Origin of the sequence: Streptomyces sp. NPDC056600 (assembly GCF_042792855.1) — a bacterium.
Lineage (GTDB): Bacteria > Actinomycetota > Actinomycetes > Streptomycetales > Streptomycetaceae > Streptomyces.
In genome coordinates this window covers 1-15,408 of the sequence record NZ_JBHTVQ010000073.1, presented here as the reverse complement: position 1 = coordinate 15,408, position 15,408 = coordinate 1, and the positions used below count along the sequence as shown (strand labels likewise).

The following is a 15,408-nucleotide window of genomic DNA, read 5'->3' as shown; positions in this document are numbered from 1 at the left end:
CGTCATGACCTCCCCGCTGACGGCCGAGCAGGCCGACACGCGGCCGGCTCCCGGGCGGTGGATCGCTCTGGGCGTCCTCGTCCTCGCGGTGCTGCTCGTCGCCGTGGACGCCACCGTGCTCGGTCTGGCCACGCCCTACCTCAGCGAGGACCTGCAGCCCACGGGCACCCAGCTGCTGTGGATCGGCGACGCCTACTCCTTCGTGATCGCCGGTCTGCTCGTCTCGATGGGCAGTCTGGGCGACCGCATCGGCCGCAAGCGCCTGCTGCTGATCGGCGCCACCGCTTTCGGTCTGGTGTCGCTGCTGAGCGCCTACGCGACGACCCCCGAGACGATGATCGTCGCCCGGGCGCTGCTCGGCGTCGCCGGCGCCACGCTGATGCCGTCCACCCTCGCGCTGATCCGCAACATCTTCCAGGACCAGCGGGAGCGCAGCCTCGCCATCGGCATCTGGAGCGCCGCGGCCTCGGCGGGCATGGCGGTCGGCCCGATCGTCGGCGGCGTGCTGCTGGAGCACTTCTGGTGGGGGTCGGTCTTCCTGATCAACCTGCCGGTGATGGCGCTGCTGGTCGTCGTCGGCGTCAGGATGCTGCCGGAGTCGCGCGACCCCGCTCCGGGGCCGTGGGATCTGCCGAGCGTCCTGCTGTCGCTGGTCGGCATGGTCGGCGTCGTGTACGGGATCAAGGAGGCCGCCGCGCACGGGTTCACCTGGCCCACCCTGGCGTCGGGGCTGCTGGGCGCCGCCGCCCTGTACGCCTTCGGCCGGCGGCAGCGCGGGCTGCCCGTCCCGCTGGTGGACGTCCGGCTGTTCCGCAGCCGCGGCTTCAGCGGGGCCGTCCTGGCGAACCTGCTGACCATCCTCGGGCTGTCCGGACTGCTGTTCTTCCTCTCCCAGTACCTGCAGCTCGTCCAGGACCGGGGCCCGATGCAGGCGGGCCTCGCCGAGCTGCCCGCCGCCGTCGGCGCGGTGGTGGCCGGTCTGCTCGCCGGCGCCGCGGCGCGCCGCGCGTCGGTGCGCGCGGTCGTCTCCGGCGGCCTGGCCGCCATCGGGCTGACCCTGGCCGCCCTCACCACGCTCACCCAGGCCACCGGCTACCCCCTGCTGGGCACCGCGCTGCTGGTCGTCGGGTTCGGCGCCGGACTGTCGTTCACCGTCACCTCCGACGTCATCCTCACCGCCGTGCCCAAGGAGCAGGCCGGTGCGGCCTCCGCGGTGTCGGAGACGGCGTACGAACTCGGCACCGCCCTGGGGGTGGCCCTGCTCGGGTCGGTCGTCACCAACGTCTACCAGGGCTTCACCGGACCGTCCGGAACGCCGGAAGCGGCCCACGCATCACTGGCCGGGGCCGTGGTGGCCGCCGAGCACCTGCCCGCCGGTCCCGCCGAGGCGTTGCTGCACGCGGCACGCGAGTCCTTCGTCGACGGCGTCGCCCTGGCGGCCGGCGTCGGCGCCGGCCTGCTGCTGCTCGCCTCGGGCATGGCCTGGTTCCTGCTGCGCGGGCAGAAGCTGACCGACGAACCCGCCGAGCACTGAGGGCCCCGCCGGACCGGGGCGCCCCGTCAGACGGTGCGGACGACGGTGCCGGCGGCCTCCAGCGCCGCCACCTCGTCGGCGGGCGCGGAGGCGTCGGTGACCAGCGTGTGCAGGAGGGCGGAGGGCACCACGTGGGCGAAGGCGGTGCGGCCGAGCTTGCCGCCGTCCGTCGCGGCGACGACGCGGCGGGCCGAGGCGACGGCCGCCTTCTTCACCGTGGCGTCCTCGAGGTCGTAGGCGGTCAGCCCGTCGGCCGCGCTCAGCCCGCAGCAGCCCACGACGGCGGTGTCGAAACGCAGCGCCGCCAGCGACGCGAGGGTGAGCGGCCCGGTGAGGGCGCCCTCCGCGGCCCGGGGCTGCCCTCCGGGCACGACCAGCGTGGCCGGGCCGGGCGCCTCGGCGAACAGCTGGACGGCCTGAAGCGACAGCGGCATCACCGTCACGGGCCTCTCGCGCAGCAGCCGCGCGACCTCCAGGCAGGTGGTGCCGCTGTCCAGCAGGACGCTCTCGCCGTCCGCGACGAGGGCGGACACCTCGGCGGCGATCCGCCGCTTGGCGTCCAGCGCCTCGTGGGCGCGCAGCGCGAACGGTGGCTCCTCGCCCCGCAGCAGCAGGGTGCGGGCACCGCCCCGGACGCGTTCCAGCACACCCTGGGCGGCCAGCGCGTCGAGGTCGCGGCGGATGGTCATCTCCGAGGCCCCGGTCAGCTCCGCGAGCTCCTGGACCGTGGCGCTCCTGGAGTCCCTGACGGCCTTCGCGATCAGCGCGTGGCGGTCTGCGTAGCTCATGCCCGGCATTGAACACCACCGTAGAACGAACAGGCAATCTGTTCGCCGACATGACTTTCGAACACGCGCCTTGTTCGTTTACGGTGATCGGCATGGAACGTTCGCTGCGAGCCGCCCGCGGGGCGACCTATGTCTACTTCGTCCTGTGCGGCATCCTCATGGGCGCGTGGGTGGTGCACATCCCCGTCGTCGAGGAGCGGGTGGGCATCAGCCACGCCACCCTGGGCGGCCTGCTCGTCCTGCTCGGGCTCGGGGCCTTCCTCGGCATGCAGGTGGCCGGCCCGCTGACCGACCGCCTCGGGGCGCGCGTCGTCGTGCCCGCGAGCGGGGTGCTGTGCGGCGCGTCGCTGATCCTGCCCGGCATCGCCCAGGACCCGTGGACGCTGGCGGGCGCACTGCTGGTCTTCGGCTTCTGCAACGGCTGCCTGGACGTGAGCATGAACGCCCACGCCGTGCACGTCGAGAAGGCGTACGGCCGCCCCGTCATGTCGGGCTTCCACGCCACCTTCTCCGTCGGTGGCGTCGTCGCCGCGCTCGCCGCGGCGAGCGCCACCGCCGTCGGGCTGCGCCCGGTGGCCGGCATGGCCGTGATGGGAGCGGTGGGGATCGTGGTCGCCCTGGTCTCGGCACGTGCCCTGATGCCGGCCCCCGCCGTGTCCGGGAGCCCGGCTGCCGAAGGCGCCGACCCGGCTGCCGAGGGCGCCGCCCTCGCTCCCGGGGACAAGGCGTCGCCCACCGGTGGCGGCACCGGGCGGGTGTGGCTCCTCGCCGTCCTGGCACTGATGGTGATGCTGTGCGAGGGCGCGGCGAACGACTGGAGCGCGCTGCACATGCAGGACGTCCTCGGCGCGTCGACCGGCACCGCCGCCTTCGCGTACGGCACCTTCGCGGCCGCCATGACCGTGGGCCGGCTGCTCACCGACCGCTGCGTCGCCCGGTTCGGGTCCATGGCGATCCTGCGGTACGGCTCGGCGCTGGCCGCCGCGGGCATCACGCTGGTGGCCCTCTGCCCGTGGATGTGGGCCGCGTTCGTGGGCTGGGCGCTGTTCGGGCTGGGCCTCTCCGGCACGGTTCCGCAGCTGTTCAGCGCGGCCGGGCACGCCGACCCGGCGGCCGCCGGGGCCAACGTCTCCCGCGTCGCCGGGCTCGGCTACGTCGGTATGCTCGCCGGCCCCGCCCTCATCGGCTGGCTGACCCGTCTGGTCGCCCTGGACCACGCGTTCATCCTGCTGACCCTGCTGTGCGTGACCACCGCCCTGGGCGCCGGGGTGCTGCGCACCGCCTCGGTCGGCCGCACGCCACGGAGCGAGACGGCGCCCGTCGGCCACTGACCGCTCGTGCGGCACGGCCTGACCCCGTGCCGCACGAGCCCGCGCCGCGCGCCGTTCTCGCGTCTCCACGGCGCGGCCGATGAGTACGCGGCTCCCGGTCGGTCCACCCTGGTGACAGCCCAGGAAAGGACAGCGCCATGTCGGACCTTCTCGTCGACTTCATCACCTCCCTCGACGGCTACGCCTCGGGCGAGGGATGGCCCGGGTTCTGGGGGCTCGAGGGCCCGGAGTACCTCGCGTGGCTCGGTGAGCAGCCCAAGGTCACCTATCTGATGGGAGCCAACACCTATCGCTTGATGTCGGGCTTCGCCGATGGCCAGGTCCCCGACGGCCAGGCCGAGTTCAGGCCCGAGGAGGAGGAGTCCGTCGACGAGCTCACGCGAGCGTCCAAGGTGGTGTTCTCCTCCTCCCTCGAGGAGCCGCTGACCTGGGCCAACTCCACCCTCGTCCGCGACGACGCCGTCGAGGCGGTCCGCGCCATGAAGTCCGGCGGCCCGGGGCTCCTCAGCACCATCGGCAGCCTCAGCCTGTCCCGGTCCCTGCTGCGCGCCGGACTCGTCGACCGCTTCCGCGTCGTGATGTTCCCGGTGATCACCGGGGCCACGGGCGAGGAACGCATCTACGACGGCTATCCGGACGTCGCCCTCGAGATGACCGAGCACCGCACGTTCGACGGCGGCATCCAGCTGGTCGAGTATAGGCCCCGCGTCCTGGAGCACCCGCCGCTCGGGGCCCCTGCCTGACGTCGACGCCCGGGCGGACGCGGCGCCGCCGCGCCGACGCCTCGACGGCCGGCGGCGGGGACCGGTCGGGGGTCAGTCGAGGACGGTCTGGTTCGGGGTCGGGGTGCGGCCGGCGAGGACCTCCTCGAGCCGCGGGGTGCCCTGCCGCACCGCCGAGTCGGTGGTGCTCGTCTTCGCCCCGCTCACGCCGCCCTGGGTGACGGTGATCGCGTTCGTGCCGACCCGCACGACCGCGACGGCCAGGGTGAGGGTCACCGGGTTGCCGTCCTCGTCGCCCTGCACCGTGACGGTCAGGCCCTGCCGGGCGTCGCCCTCCTTCGGGATCGCCGTCTCCACCACCTCGACGGTGCGCTTCCCGCCGTCGTCGCCGGTCAGGGTGAAGCTGTCGCAGCTCTGCGGCAGCGTCTTCAGCCACCGCATCGAGTCGTCGAGCGTCTTCCGGTTGTACGCCGCGACCTGGTACAGCAGGCGCGAGTCGCCCTCCTCGAAACCGGCGAGCGCCGAGGCGCCGGAGGGGCTGCCGAGCAGCGTCTCGTCGAACAGCGCGTCGGTCATGCGTTGGCACTCGGCGACGTCCGACTTGCCCGTCAGGAACTGCGCGGCGTCGACCTTGCCGACCAGGAGACTGTCGCGCCAGGACCGAGCGGTGGAGGTCGTGACCTGCGTCCAGTCGTCCTCGATCTGTGCCGCGGTGATCAGCGCGTGACGCGCGCCGTCCTCGGTGAGGGTGGGGGAGGGCGAGGGGGTGCCGGTCGCCGCCTCGGCGGGACGTTCGCCCCGGCCGGCGCCGGTGCGGGCCTCGGGTCCGCTGCCCGTCTCCGCGCCGGAGCAGGCGGTGGTGGCGAGCAGGGCCCCGGCCGCCATCGCGGCGGCGAGGTAACGCATCGGCCGGACGGCCGGACGGGGAGTGGTCACCGGTGCCTCCTGGGTCCTGAGCTGCGAGCCCCGCGTTCCGCGTCGCGGGGACGGAGCGACGACGGCCCGGCGCGCCTCGGGCGCACCGCACCGGTCCCTCCGTGCCTCCACCGCATCACCCACCGGCCGCCACGACCAGCGCAGCACGTCGGACGGGTGACGGGTCCGACGAGCCGCGCCGTGGGTGTCGGCCGATCGGGTCGGCCCTGCCCGCTCCCGCCGCGGCAGGCGGCCAGGGGGCAGGCGGGAGCGCCGGGTTCAGGGCGTGTCCGGGGGATCCGTGGCCGAGCGGGGGCGGGTGAGGCCGAGGTCGTAGGCGTAGATCACCGCCTGGACGCGGTCGCGGGCGCCGATCTTCGCGAGGACGCGTCCGACGTGGGTCTTCACGGTGGACTCGGAGAGGACGAAGTGGGCGGCGATCTCGCCGTTGGTCCAGCCCTTTCCGATGGCGACCAGGATCTCGCGTTCGCGGTCGGTGAGGGCGGCCAGCCGGGGGTCGAGGGCCGGGTCGTCGTCGGGGCCGGGGATGTGCTGGGCGTACTCGTCGAGCAGGCGGCGGGTGAGGGCCGGAGCGATCACGGCGTCGCCCGCGGCCACCGCGCGGATGCCGGCGAACAGTTCCTCGGGGCGGGCGTCCTTCAGCAGGAAGCCGCTGGCCCCCGCACGCAGGGCCGCGTGCACGTACTCGTCGAGGTCGAAGGTGGTCAGCACCAGGACCCGGGAGCGGCCGCCCCCGGCGACGATGCGGCGGGTGGCCTCGATACCGTCCATGCCGGGCATGCGGATGTCCATCAGGACCACGTCGGGGCGCAGTTCGGCCGCCCGGCGGACGGCGTCGGCGCCGTGGGCCGCCTCCCCGACCACGGTGGTCTCCGGGACGGACTCCAGCAGGACGCGGAAGGCGTAGCGCTGGAGTTGCTGGTCGTCGACGATGAGCACGGTGGTCACCGGACACCGCCCTGCGGGGTGAGGTCGAGGCCGGCCGCCACACGCCAGCCGCCGTCCTCCGTGGGGCCGGCGTCGACGGTTCCGCCGTACAGCGCGGCACGTTCGCGCATGCCCATCAGACCGTGTCCTTCCTCCTCGCGCGGTCCGGCCGGCCCGTCGGGGGCGAGCGGACCGGTGTCCCGGACCTCGATGTCCAGCCGCCGGTCGCCGGCGGTGATCGACAGGCTCACCCTGGTGCGGGTCCCGGCGTGCTTGAGGGTGTTGGTCAGCGCTTCCTGCACGATGCGGTACGCGGTCAGCTGCACACCCGGGTCGAGGGCCCGCATGTCCCCGGTGGTGCGGTAGACGACCTCCGGCCCGGCGGCCCGGACGCCCGCGCACAGCATGTCGACGTCGGCGATGCCGGGCTGCGGGCTGAGCAGCGAACCCGCCGCCGGGTCACCACCCGCCTCGCGCAGCACCCCGAGCACCCGGCGCAGCTCGTCCAGGGCCTGACGGCCGGTGCCGCCGATCAGCCGCAGCGCCTCCTTGCCGCGTTCGGGAGCCGCGTCGGCGGCGTACGCGCCGGCGTCGGCGAGGGTGATGATGACGCTCAGGTTGTGGCCCACGACGTCGTGCATCTCACGGGCCACCCGCGCCCGCTCGGTCGCGGTCGCCAGCCTGCTGCGCTGGTCGCGCTCGATCTCCAGACGCGCCGCGCGCTCCCGCAGCCCGGCCAGCTGGGCCCGGCGGATCCGGATCGCGATGCCCAGCGCGACCGCCGCGGTCGCCGTGCCGAGCAGGAAGAACAGCGTGTCCCAGACGGACATCGTGGCACGCACCCGCCACGCGACCAGCCCCATGGCGAGCGCCGTCACGGCACAGGCCCACGGCAGTCGCCGGAGCCGACCGTGCAGCGCCAGGCTGTACAGCGCGACGAAGAGGGCGACGTCCGCCCGCAGCGCCGCGTCGAGGGACCACTGGACGACGAAGGCGGCGGCGATCACGCCGAAGACGGGCAGCGGCGCGCGCCGCCGCCACCACAGGGGCAGTACCAGCCCGGCCTGCAGGGCCAGCGTCGGCGCCAGGGGCAGATCGGTGAGGTCCAGCCGCACGCCGTGCGGGCCCTCGGGGGTGCCCTCGACCAGCAGGTCCGGCAGGCAGCACACCAGGACGACCACCAGCACGACGGTGGTGTCCAGCGCCCACGGACGGCGCTGGTCGATCTGCCGCAGGCGCTGCCCGGTGGAGGCCAGCCTGGCGACCAACGGGCTCATGGCTCCGGCGTTCTCGATGCTCACGGTGTCACCTGGGGGGTCGACTGCCCGGGGGAGGGATGTCGCGCTGCGGCGCCGCCGCCCACGCTACGGTCAGGCACGGAGGGAGGCCAGTTCGACCACCGTCACGTCGGACGGCGCGTCCACCCGGGTCGGTGGACCCCACGCGCCCGCGCCGCGCGACACGTACAGCTGCGTGTCCCCGTACCTCTCGAGCCCGGCCACCGTGGGGTTCGCCAGCGCCGCCACGTGGTTGAGCGGCCACAGTTGACCGCCGTGGGTGTGACCGGACAGCTGCAGGTCGACGCCGTGGCGCACGGCCTCGTCGACGAAGACCGGCTGGTGCGCCATCAGCACCGACGCGCGGGAGGGGTCGCGGCCGCGCAGCGCGGCCGCGAGGTCGGGGCCGTCGCCGTAGCCCTCGCCGGACACGTCGTTCACCCCGGCGAGGTCGAAGGCGGGGAGCTCGACGCGTTCGTTCGCCAGCAGGTCGAGACCCAGCTCCTGGACCAGGGCGGTCCACTCCTCCACGCCGGAGAAGTACTCGTGGTTGCCCGTGACGAAGAACGACCCGTGGCGCGCCCGCAGCCGGCTGATCGGTTCGACCGCCGACCGGAGGTCCTCCACCGAGCCGTCCGCGAGGTCGCCGACCACGGCGATCAGGTCGGGCTGCGTCGCGTTGACGGTCGCCACGACCCGCTCGGAGAAGGCGCGCCCCAGGACGGGACCCAGGTGGACGTCGCTGACCACCGCGATCCGGAAACCGTGCGCCCCCCGCGGCAACTTCGCCAGCGGCACGGTCACCCGCTTCACACCCGGCCCGCGCAGCACGCCGTACGTGCCCCGGCCGACCGTGCCGACGGCCGCGACGGCTGTCGCGCCGGCCACGACGCGGGCGACGAACACGCGGCGGGTCAGCTCGGTCGGGTCCACCGGTGTGCGGTCCGTGGACGTGGGGTCCGGGGCCGCGGGGTCGGGGGTCGCTCGGTCAGGGGCCGTGCGGTCGAGGGCCGCGGGCGGGGTGTCCGGGGTGCCGGGCATGCCTGCGGCGGGCGGGGCGGCCGCGGCGTCATCGGGCCCGGGGCCCGGGACCGTCAGCGGTGCGGGAGCCGGGGCGGAGGCAGGGCCGTCGGCCGGGACGGTGAGCGGTGCGGGCGCCGTCGCGGCGGCCGGGACCCGTGCCGGGGCCGTCGCGCGGGCGGCACGGCGGCGCAGCCATCGTGCCAGGACCGGCCGGACCGCCTCGCCGGCCAGCGTGCCGAGCAGCAGGTACAGCGCGACGGCGGCCCACAGGTAGCCGGGCCAGGCCAGGACCCGGACCAGCCAGAACGGCATGCCGAGCCGCGCCCCGGCGAACACCGCCACCAGCAGCACCGCCCCCGTGACGAACACCGCGGTGCCCGCCCGCCGTCCCACCGTGCCCGGAGCGGTCGTCGCCCGGACCATGCGCCGCCACACGTACAGGTGCAGGCCGCCCAGCACCGCCAGGACCACCGGTACCGCCAAGACGATCATGTATCCACCGCGCAGCGGCCCTCTCCGACGTGACCCGTTCCCGTTCCGCCCGCCACGCTACGGAGCCACCGCGCGCCCCCGCCTCGTACCACGGTGCGACATCCGGGCCCCCGGCTCAGCCCAGGGAGCGACGGCGGGCTCCTCCCGCGCCCGCTCCCGGACGGTCAGGGGCCGGACGGGTCGCCGCCTGCCGCGGCGGTGGTCACCGGCTCCCGGCGTCGTGCCGGAGCCATCGGTAGGCGACCGGCTGGGCCGCGTTCCAGCTCGCGGCGAGCTCGGCGTCCACCGGCGCGAACCCGGCGCCCTCGTAGCAGCGCAGCGCGCGGTCGTTGTCGGGGTGGACGCGCAGGAAGACGTCCGCGTGGCCCGTCGCCAGGGCGTGCGCGAGCAGGCCCCGTGCGAGGGTGCGGCCCAGGCCCTTACCGCGGTGCCCGGGCGCCACGATGAGGCGGGCGAGCTCGACCTCGTCCTCCTCGGCGTCCAGCCACAACTCCCCGTAGCCGACGGGGACGGCCGGCCCGTCCCCGTCGACGAGGACGTAGGCCCGTACGTCCTGGTCCTCCTGCCAGTCGGTGACCGTCCTCGCGGGCACGGGGAAGTCCCGGCGTCCGCACCACATGACCACCTCCTCTGCGGAGGCCGGCCATCCGGCCACGGTCGCCGCGTGGGCGGGACCGAAGGGAGCGAGTTCCATGGGTGCCGGTCCATCCGTCGGGCGTGGTCTGACAAGCACACTCCAGGGGGTGTGCAGGCCGACAGTACGGTGCACACGCGGACGGATCCACCTGCCGTCGTGCGGCCACGGAGCCGCTGGGTGACGGTCGCTTGCCCTGGACCGAGGTCCAGGGCCGAGGCTTGCGGCATGAGTGAAGCAGATGAGTTGCCCGGCATCGCGGAGGTCTCGGCGCGGATCGGTCTGGTGCCCGACACGCTGCGCTACTTCGAACGCCAGGGCATCGTGCCGTCGCCCCGGCGCGACAGCGCGGGGCGTCGCCGGTACACGCCGGCCGACGTGGAGCTGATCCGCATGCTGGTGCATCTCCGGGAGACGGGGATGCCCCTGGCCGGCATCGCGCTGTTCACCGGCGCCGACGACAAGGTCACCGATCCGGCCACGCTCCGGCTCGAGCTGCTCACGGCTCATCGCCGGCGCGTCCAGGCGCGCCGCGAGGAGCTGGACCGCGCGCTCGAAGTGATCAGCCGGAAGATCGCGGACTACAGCGGGCGTCTCACGGGTTCGCCCGAACTCCTCGTCCGGCCGGACTGCGAGATCGCCTGCGGCGTCCAGGGCGAGGGGCCACTGCTGTTCCCCGTCGGCGCTCCGGTGGGGCGAGCCGGCTTCGCGGCGCCGGCGCGGGAGCTCGCGGGCCGTTTCAGCGTCGTCACCCACGATCCGCGCGGCATCGGTGCCAGTCAGGCCCGTCCTGGGGCGGCCGAGCCCACGCCCGAGGTGCTGGCCGAGGACCTCGCCGCGCTCGTCGACCGGTTCACCGGCGGGCCCGCGCCGTTCGTCGGTACCCGTGGCGGCGCCGTGACGCTGCTGGAGCTGGCCGGACGACACCCACACATGGTCGGCCGGGCCGTGCTGCACGAGCCGCCCCTGGTGTCCCTCCTGGACGACCCGGACCTGGCGGGCCGGGCGGCAGCGGCGTTCGCCGTGGCGGAAGCCGATCCTCAGCGGGCGGTGCAGGAGTTCTTCGATCTCAGCGGCGCGGCCCACCACACGGGTCCGGACGAGACGCCTCCCGCGCACATGGCCCTGCCCGAACTGCCGGCCGAGGAACTCGACAAGAACCGCTACTTCCTGGGGCGGATGGCCGGCCCCACGGTCTTCCACGTGCCCGACATCGAGGCCACCCGTCAGGCCCCGGTGGCCTTGTGCGCCGGTTCGCTGAGCCACCATCAGATGGCGCGCCGGGCGACCCGGGCGCTCGCCGGACTGCTGGGGGTGCCTCTGCACGACATGCCCGGCAACCACAGGGGAGCGAGCGCCGAGCCGGCGGAGTTCGCCCGCGCCCTCCTGCCGCTGCTCGAACCCGGAGCGCCGCCAGAGCCGTCCTGCCGGTGAGCACGCCAGGCGCTGCGACGGAGCGCGGCCGCGCCCTACTCGTCCGAGTCGCTACGGCCCGAGGAGGAGCTCCGGGGCAGGCTGCGCGCCGCCTCGCTGCCGAGGAGCGTCACCCGGGACACGACGCGGACCCACCGCGGGGCGTCGCCGCGGGCGGTCCGGTAGACGCAGGCGCAGCCGCCGAGGACGAGCAGGACGACGAGCGACAGCACGAGGACCGCCATGTGTCTCCCCCTGGGTGGTGCGGTCGGTGGCTTCGTGCCGGGTGACGAGCGGGCCCGACGGCACAGGACAGGACGCGTGGGGTGCTGTGTCGGTTCCCTGCACGGGAGCGGGCGCCGCCACTCGGGTCCCACCCCGTCCGCCGGAGCGGGACGGGACCCGGGTGGCGGGCGCCGGCCGTCAGCGGGAGGTGGTGGGCAGGGACGCCGTCCACCCCGTTCTCCGTCTCCCAGGCCGCCAGCCGCGTGGCGAAGCCGGCCTCCAGGTAGTGGTCGCGCAGCGCCGTGGCCAGGGCGGGGTCCGGGTCCGGGTAGTGGCGCTTCCGTGCAGTACCCGGTCGCCTGGTACGGCGGCATGCTGTACCTCCAGGACGGCGTCGGCAACGCGCTGGCGCTGCGCGCCTCCACGGGCGCCCGGGTGTGGACGGCGCCGCTCTCGGAGTACGGCTGGTCGCCCACCGTCGTCGACTCCACCGGTGTCTGGATCGGCTTCGACGACATCGCCTGGCACCACCTCGACCTGCGGACGGGCGCCGAACTGCACCGCTTCGAGGTGCCGGACATCTGGGGCGCCTACGGCAACCCGGTCGCCCTGGGCGCCGGCGCCCTCTGGGTGCGCGGCAGCAAGGGCTCCGACCCGACGGTCACCGCCTACGACCGGAAGACCGGTGCGGCCGTGCGGGCCCTGCCGGCCGACGCGACCCCCGCCTTCGGGCCCGGCCGCGTCTACGTCGCCCACCAGGGCAAGGTCAGGGCCCTGAGCACCAGTACCTACAAGGCCGCCTGGACGTACACCAGTTCCGTCGGGGCGGCCACGGTGCGGCTGGTCGCCAACGGTCACGTCTACGTGCAGGACGCCGACGGACGCCTCGTCGTGCTGGACGACAGGACCGGCAAGGCGGTGTGGTCCTACCGGCTCCACCCCGCGCCGCACCCCCGGACGCGGATCGTCGCCGAGGACGACTGGCGCGGTTTCGTCCCGCCCGGCATCGCCACGGCCAGGGGCCGGCTGTTCGTGCCCGGCGCCGAGGGGACCCTGATCGGCTTCGGCAAGGGGTAGGAGAACGTCGGCAAGGGGTGGAGGCAGAGCGCCGGTGGCGGGCAGCCGGGCGGCCCACTCCTGCGTGCGGGGGTGCCGGGGCGGTGCCACGATGGTGACGTTCTTCGTTCCCCAGGGCAGCAACGTCGAGTAGGCGGGTGCGTCGTATGGACAGGTCCGAACTGGTCGAGGCGGTCACACGGAAGGCCGCGGGAGGCGGCGACCTGTCCGACGCGCAGGTCGGCCGGGTCGTCGACGCGGTGTTCGGCACCGTGGCCGAACCGGGGGCGATCGCCGAGGCCCTCAAGGACGGCCGGACCGTCACGCTGGTCGGCTTCGGCAGCTTCCACCACGCGGACGGCGAGGCGGGCCTGCGCCCCGGCAAGGCGCTCAACGAGTTCGTCAACGACCAGGTCCGCTGAGCGGCGGCCGCCGATGGCCGCGATGACGCTCCGGGCCACCGGCTCCGCGCCGCCCGGGACGGCCTGGCAGCGGTACGCCTCCCCCTCCCGCTGGCCGTCCTGGTCGCCGCAGATCAGGGCCGTGCGGGTGGACGGCGACCGCATCGCGCCCGGTCTGCGGGGCGAGGTGGTCTCGCTCTTCGGCGTCACCGCGCGGTTCGTGGTGGAGAGCGTCGACGAGGAGCACCGGCGGTGGACCTGGCGGGTCCGGCTCGGGCCCGTGCGCATGCGGCTGCACCACGCGGTGCTCGCCCGCCCCGCCGGTTCGGCCACCACCCTGCGCCTGGAGGGCCCGGCCCTCGCCCTCGCCGCGTACGCCGGCCCCGCCCGGTGGGCACTGGGACGCCTGGTGCGCGCCTGACGGGGCCTGGGGCGCGGGAGGGACGACGCCGGAGCGGCACGTAGCCTTTCCCCATGCCGGCCTCCCGTCCCCGTCTGCACCGCGTCGCCGTGCTCGTGCTCGAGGGCGCCAAGCCGCTCGACGTCGGCATCCCCGCGCAGGTGTTCACGACCCGCGCGAGCATGCCGTACGAGGTACGGGTGTGCGGCGCGACGCCCGGGCTCGTGACCGGCGGCGACGGCCTGTCGTACGCCGTCGCGCACGGCCTCGAGGCGCTGGAGTGGGCCGACATCGTCTTCGTCCCCGGCTACCGGTTCCCCGACCGCGAGGACCCGCCGCCGGCCGTCGTCGAGGCACTGGTCGCCGCCCACGCCCGGGGGGCCCGGCTCGCCGCCATCTCCACCGGCGCCTTCGCCCTCGCCGCCACCGGCCTGCTCGACGGCAGGAGGGCCACCACGCACTGGCACTACACGCGGGCCCTGCAGGCCAGGCACCCGCTGGTCCGGGTCGACGAGAACGTCCTCTTCGTCGACGAGGGCAGCGTGCTCACCTCGGCCGGCGCCGCCTCCGGCATCGACCTGTGCCTGCACATCCTGCGCGGCGACCTCGGGGTGGCCGCGTCCAACCACGCGGCCCGCCGCCTGGTCGCCGCGCCCTACCGCAGCGGCGGACAGGGACAGTACGTGCCGCGCAGCGTCCCCGAGCCGAAGGGCGAACGCTTCGGCTCCACCCGCGAGTGGGCGCTGCACCGGCTGGGCGAGCCGCTGACGCTCGACGTGCTGGCCCGGCAGGCCGAGGTCTCGCCGCGCACCTTCTCCCGGCGCTTCGTCGAGGAGACCGGCTACACCCCGATGCAGTGGGTGATGCGCGCCCGCATCGACCTGGCCCGCGAACTGCTCGAGCGCTCGCAGCGCAGCGTGGAACAGATCGCCGCCGACGTCGGCCTGGGCACCGGGGCGAACCTGCGGCTGCACTTCCAGCGCATCCTCGGCACCACACCGAGCGAGTACCGGCGCACCTTCACCCAGGGGGAGTAGCCGGCCTCGGCCGCCGTCCGGCGGCCGGATCAGGCCGGTGGCACGATCCTTGCGAACTGTGGCGATCTCGCCACTGTCAGCGGCGTGACCTGCGAGGGAGGCTGGAGGCGAAAGGAAGGGACATCACCCATGACTCGCATCGCCATCAACGGATTCGGCCGCATCGGACGCAACGTGCTGCGCGCGCTGCTGGAGCGCGACACCACCCTCGAGATCGTCGCCGTCAACGACCTGACCGAGCCGAAGGCCCTCGCCCGGCTGCTCGCCTTCGACAGCACCTCGGGCCGTCTCGGGCGCCCGGTGACCGTCGACGGGGACGTCCTCGTCGTCGACGGACGCCGGATCAAGGTGCTGGCCGAGCGGGAGCCGGCGCAGCTGCCGTGGGCCGAGCTCGGGGTCGAGATCGTCCTGGAGGCCACCGGCCGGTTCACCTCGGCCAAGGCGGCGCGCGCCCACATCGACGCGGGGGCAAAGCGCGTCCTGGTCAGCGCCCCGGCGGACGGCGCCGACGTCACGCTGGCGTACGGCGTCAACACCGACGCCTACGACCCGGCGCTGCACACCATCGTCTCGAACGCCTCCTGCACCACCAACGCGCTCGCCCCGCTGGCCGCGGTCCTCGACGACCTGGCGGGCATCGAACACGGGTTCATGACGACGGTGCACGCCTACACGCAGGAGCAGAACCTGCAGGACGGCCCGCACCGCGACCCGCGCCGGGCCCGTGCCGCCGGCGTCAACATCGTGCCGACCACCACCGGCGCCGCGAAGGCGATCGGCCTGGTGCTGCCGAACCTCGACGGGAAGCTGTCGGGCGACTCGATCCGCGTGCCGGTGCCGGTGGGCTCGATCGTCGAGCTCAACACGACCGTCTCGCGCGAGGTGTCGCGGGAGGACGTGCTGGCCGCCTACCGTGCGGCGGCGGACGGCCCGCTGGCCGGCGTCCTCGAGTACTCGGAGGACGCGCTGGTGTCCTCCGACATCACGGGCAACCCCGCCTCGTCGATCTTCGACTCGGAGCTCACCCGCGTCGACGGCCGTCACGTCAAGGTCGTCGCCTGGTACGACAACGAGTGGGGCTTCTCCAACCGCGTGATCGACTCGCTGGAGCTGCTCGCCGCCGGCTGACCGGAGCGGACACCGGGCGGGTGCCGGAGCGTGCCCGCCCGACGACCGACGCCGGCCGTGCCGCCGGGGCCTCGAGCCCTCGGC

General features: G+C 74.6%; 16 protein-coding genes. 9 read left to right on the top strand and 7 right to left on the bottom strand.

Annotated elements, in window-relative coordinates:
• Nucleotides 1-4: 4 nt before the first annotated feature.
• Nucleotides 5-1,534: an MFS transporter gene (locus ACFRAV_RS27345; protein ID WP_382559182.1), complete on the top strand. Its 1,530-nt coding sequence runs from the start codon at nt 5-7 to the stop codon at nt 1,532-1,534.
• Between the two features lie 26 nt (nt 1,535-1,560).
• Here the strand turns inward: ACFRAV_RS27345 and ACFRAV_RS27340 are convergent, their stop codons facing one another.
• Nucleotides 1,561-2,322 (bottom strand): DeoR/GlpR family DNA-binding transcription regulator, encoded by a 762-nt coding sequence (locus ACFRAV_RS27340; protein ID WP_382559149.1) that lies wholly within the window; start codon nt 2,320-2,322, stop codon nt 1,561-1,563.
• A 92-nt stretch (nt 2,323-2,414) separates the two neighbouring features.
• Here ACFRAV_RS27340 and ACFRAV_RS27335 point away from each other — a divergent pair, with 92 nt between their 5' ends.
• Both ACFRAV_RS27335 and ACFRAV_RS27330 read left to right on the top strand, forming a co-directional pair.
• Entirely contained in the window at nt 2,415-3,653 is a 1,239-nt protein-coding gene (locus tag ACFRAV_RS27335) for an MFS transporter (RefSeq protein WP_382559147.1), read from the top strand.
• A gap of 137 nt (nt 3,654-3,790) precedes the next feature.
• Nucleotides 3,791-4,396, top strand: a complete 606-nt coding sequence (locus tag ACFRAV_RS27330) for a dihydrofolate reductase family protein (protein ID WP_382559145.1) — start codon at nt 3,791-3,793, stop codon at nt 4,394-4,396.
• A 72-nt stretch (nt 4,397-4,468) separates the two neighbouring features.
• Here the strand turns inward: ACFRAV_RS27330 and ACFRAV_RS27325 are convergent, their stop codons facing one another.
• The 5 genes from ACFRAV_RS27325 to ACFRAV_RS27305 all read right to left on the bottom strand — a co-directional run bounded on the left by ACFRAV_RS27325 (nt 4,469) and on the right by ACFRAV_RS27305 (nt 9,724).
• The gene (locus tag ACFRAV_RS27325; RefSeq protein ID WP_382559143.1) at nt 4,469-5,311 is read right to left on the bottom strand and encodes a hypothetical protein; all 843 of its coding nucleotides are present in this window, start codon (nt 5,309-5,311) and stop codon (nt 4,469-4,471) included.
• 258 nt (nt 5,312-5,569) lie between these two features.
• Nucleotides 5,570-6,259 carry a response regulator gene (locus tag ACFRAV_RS27320; protein ID WP_382559141.1) on the bottom strand — a complete coding sequence of 230 codons (690 nt, stop codon included), beginning with the start codon at nt 6,257-6,259 and terminating at the stop codon, nt 5,570-5,572.
• Complete coding sequence (locus ACFRAV_RS27315; RefSeq protein ID WP_382559139.1) at nt 6,256-7,539, bottom strand: sensor histidine kinase; 1,284 nt, start codon at nt 7,537-7,539, stop codon at nt 6,256-6,258. Before ACFRAV_RS27315 ends, ACFRAV_RS27320 begins: the two co-directional genes overlap by 4 nt.
• Before the next feature lie 69 nt (nt 7,540-7,608).
• Entirely contained in the window at nt 7,609-9,030 is a 1,422-nt protein-coding gene (locus tag ACFRAV_RS27310) for a metallophosphoesterase (protein WP_382559137.1), read from the bottom strand.
• Between the two features lie 202 nt (nt 9,031-9,232).
• Nucleotides 9,233-9,724: a GNAT family N-acetyltransferase gene (locus tag ACFRAV_RS27305; protein WP_382559135.1), complete on the bottom strand. Its 492-nt coding sequence runs from the start codon at nt 9,722-9,724 to the stop codon at nt 9,233-9,235.
• A 168-nt stretch (nt 9,725-9,892) separates the two neighbouring features.
• On the opposite strand from ACFRAV_RS27305, the gene ACFRAV_RS27300 reads away from it, so the two are divergent.
• Nucleotides 9,893-11,098, top strand: a complete 1,206-nt coding sequence (locus ACFRAV_RS27300; RefSeq protein ID WP_382559133.1) for a MerR family transcriptional regulator — start codon at nt 9,893-9,895, stop codon at nt 11,096-11,098.
• 35 nt (nt 11,099-11,133) lie between these two features.
• Here ACFRAV_RS27300 and ACFRAV_RS27295 read toward each other — a convergent pair whose 3' ends face one another.
• Nucleotides 11,134-11,322 (bottom strand): hypothetical protein, encoded by a 189-nt coding sequence (locus tag ACFRAV_RS27295; protein WP_382559131.1) that lies wholly within the window; start codon nt 11,320-11,322, stop codon nt 11,134-11,136.
• Nucleotides 11,323-11,644: 322 nt separating this feature from the next.
• Here ACFRAV_RS27295 and ACFRAV_RS27290 point away from each other — a divergent pair, with 322 nt between their 5' ends.
• From ACFRAV_RS27290 to gap, 5 genes are all read left to right on the top strand, one after another.
• Nucleotides 11,645-12,379 carry a PQQ-binding-like beta-propeller repeat protein gene (locus tag ACFRAV_RS27290; RefSeq protein ID WP_382559129.1) on the top strand — a complete coding sequence of 245 codons (735 nt, stop codon included), beginning with the start codon at nt 11,645-11,647 and terminating at the stop codon, nt 12,377-12,379.
• A gap of 146 nt (nt 12,380-12,525) precedes the next feature.
• The gene (locus ACFRAV_RS27285; protein ID WP_382559127.1) at nt 12,526-12,780 is read left to right on the top strand and encodes an HU family DNA-binding protein; all 255 of its coding nucleotides are present in this window, start codon (nt 12,526-12,528) and stop codon (nt 12,778-12,780) included.
• A gap of 13 nt (nt 12,781-12,793) precedes the next feature.
• Entirely contained in the window at nt 12,794-13,180 is a 387-nt protein-coding gene (locus tag ACFRAV_RS27280) for an SRPBCC family protein (protein WP_382559125.1), read from the top strand.
• 53 nt (nt 13,181-13,233) lie between these two features.
• Entirely contained in the window at nt 13,234-14,196 is a 963-nt protein-coding gene (locus ACFRAV_RS27275; RefSeq protein WP_382559123.1) for a GlxA family transcriptional regulator, read from the top strand.
• Nucleotides 14,197-14,325: 129 nt separating this feature from the next.
• Nucleotides 14,326-15,324: a type I glyceraldehyde-3-phosphate dehydrogenase gene (gene gap, locus ACFRAV_RS27270; protein WP_382559122.1), complete on the top strand. Its 999-nt coding sequence runs from the start codon at nt 14,326-14,328 to the stop codon at nt 15,322-15,324.
• Nucleotides 15,325-15,408 lie beyond the last annotated feature (84 nt).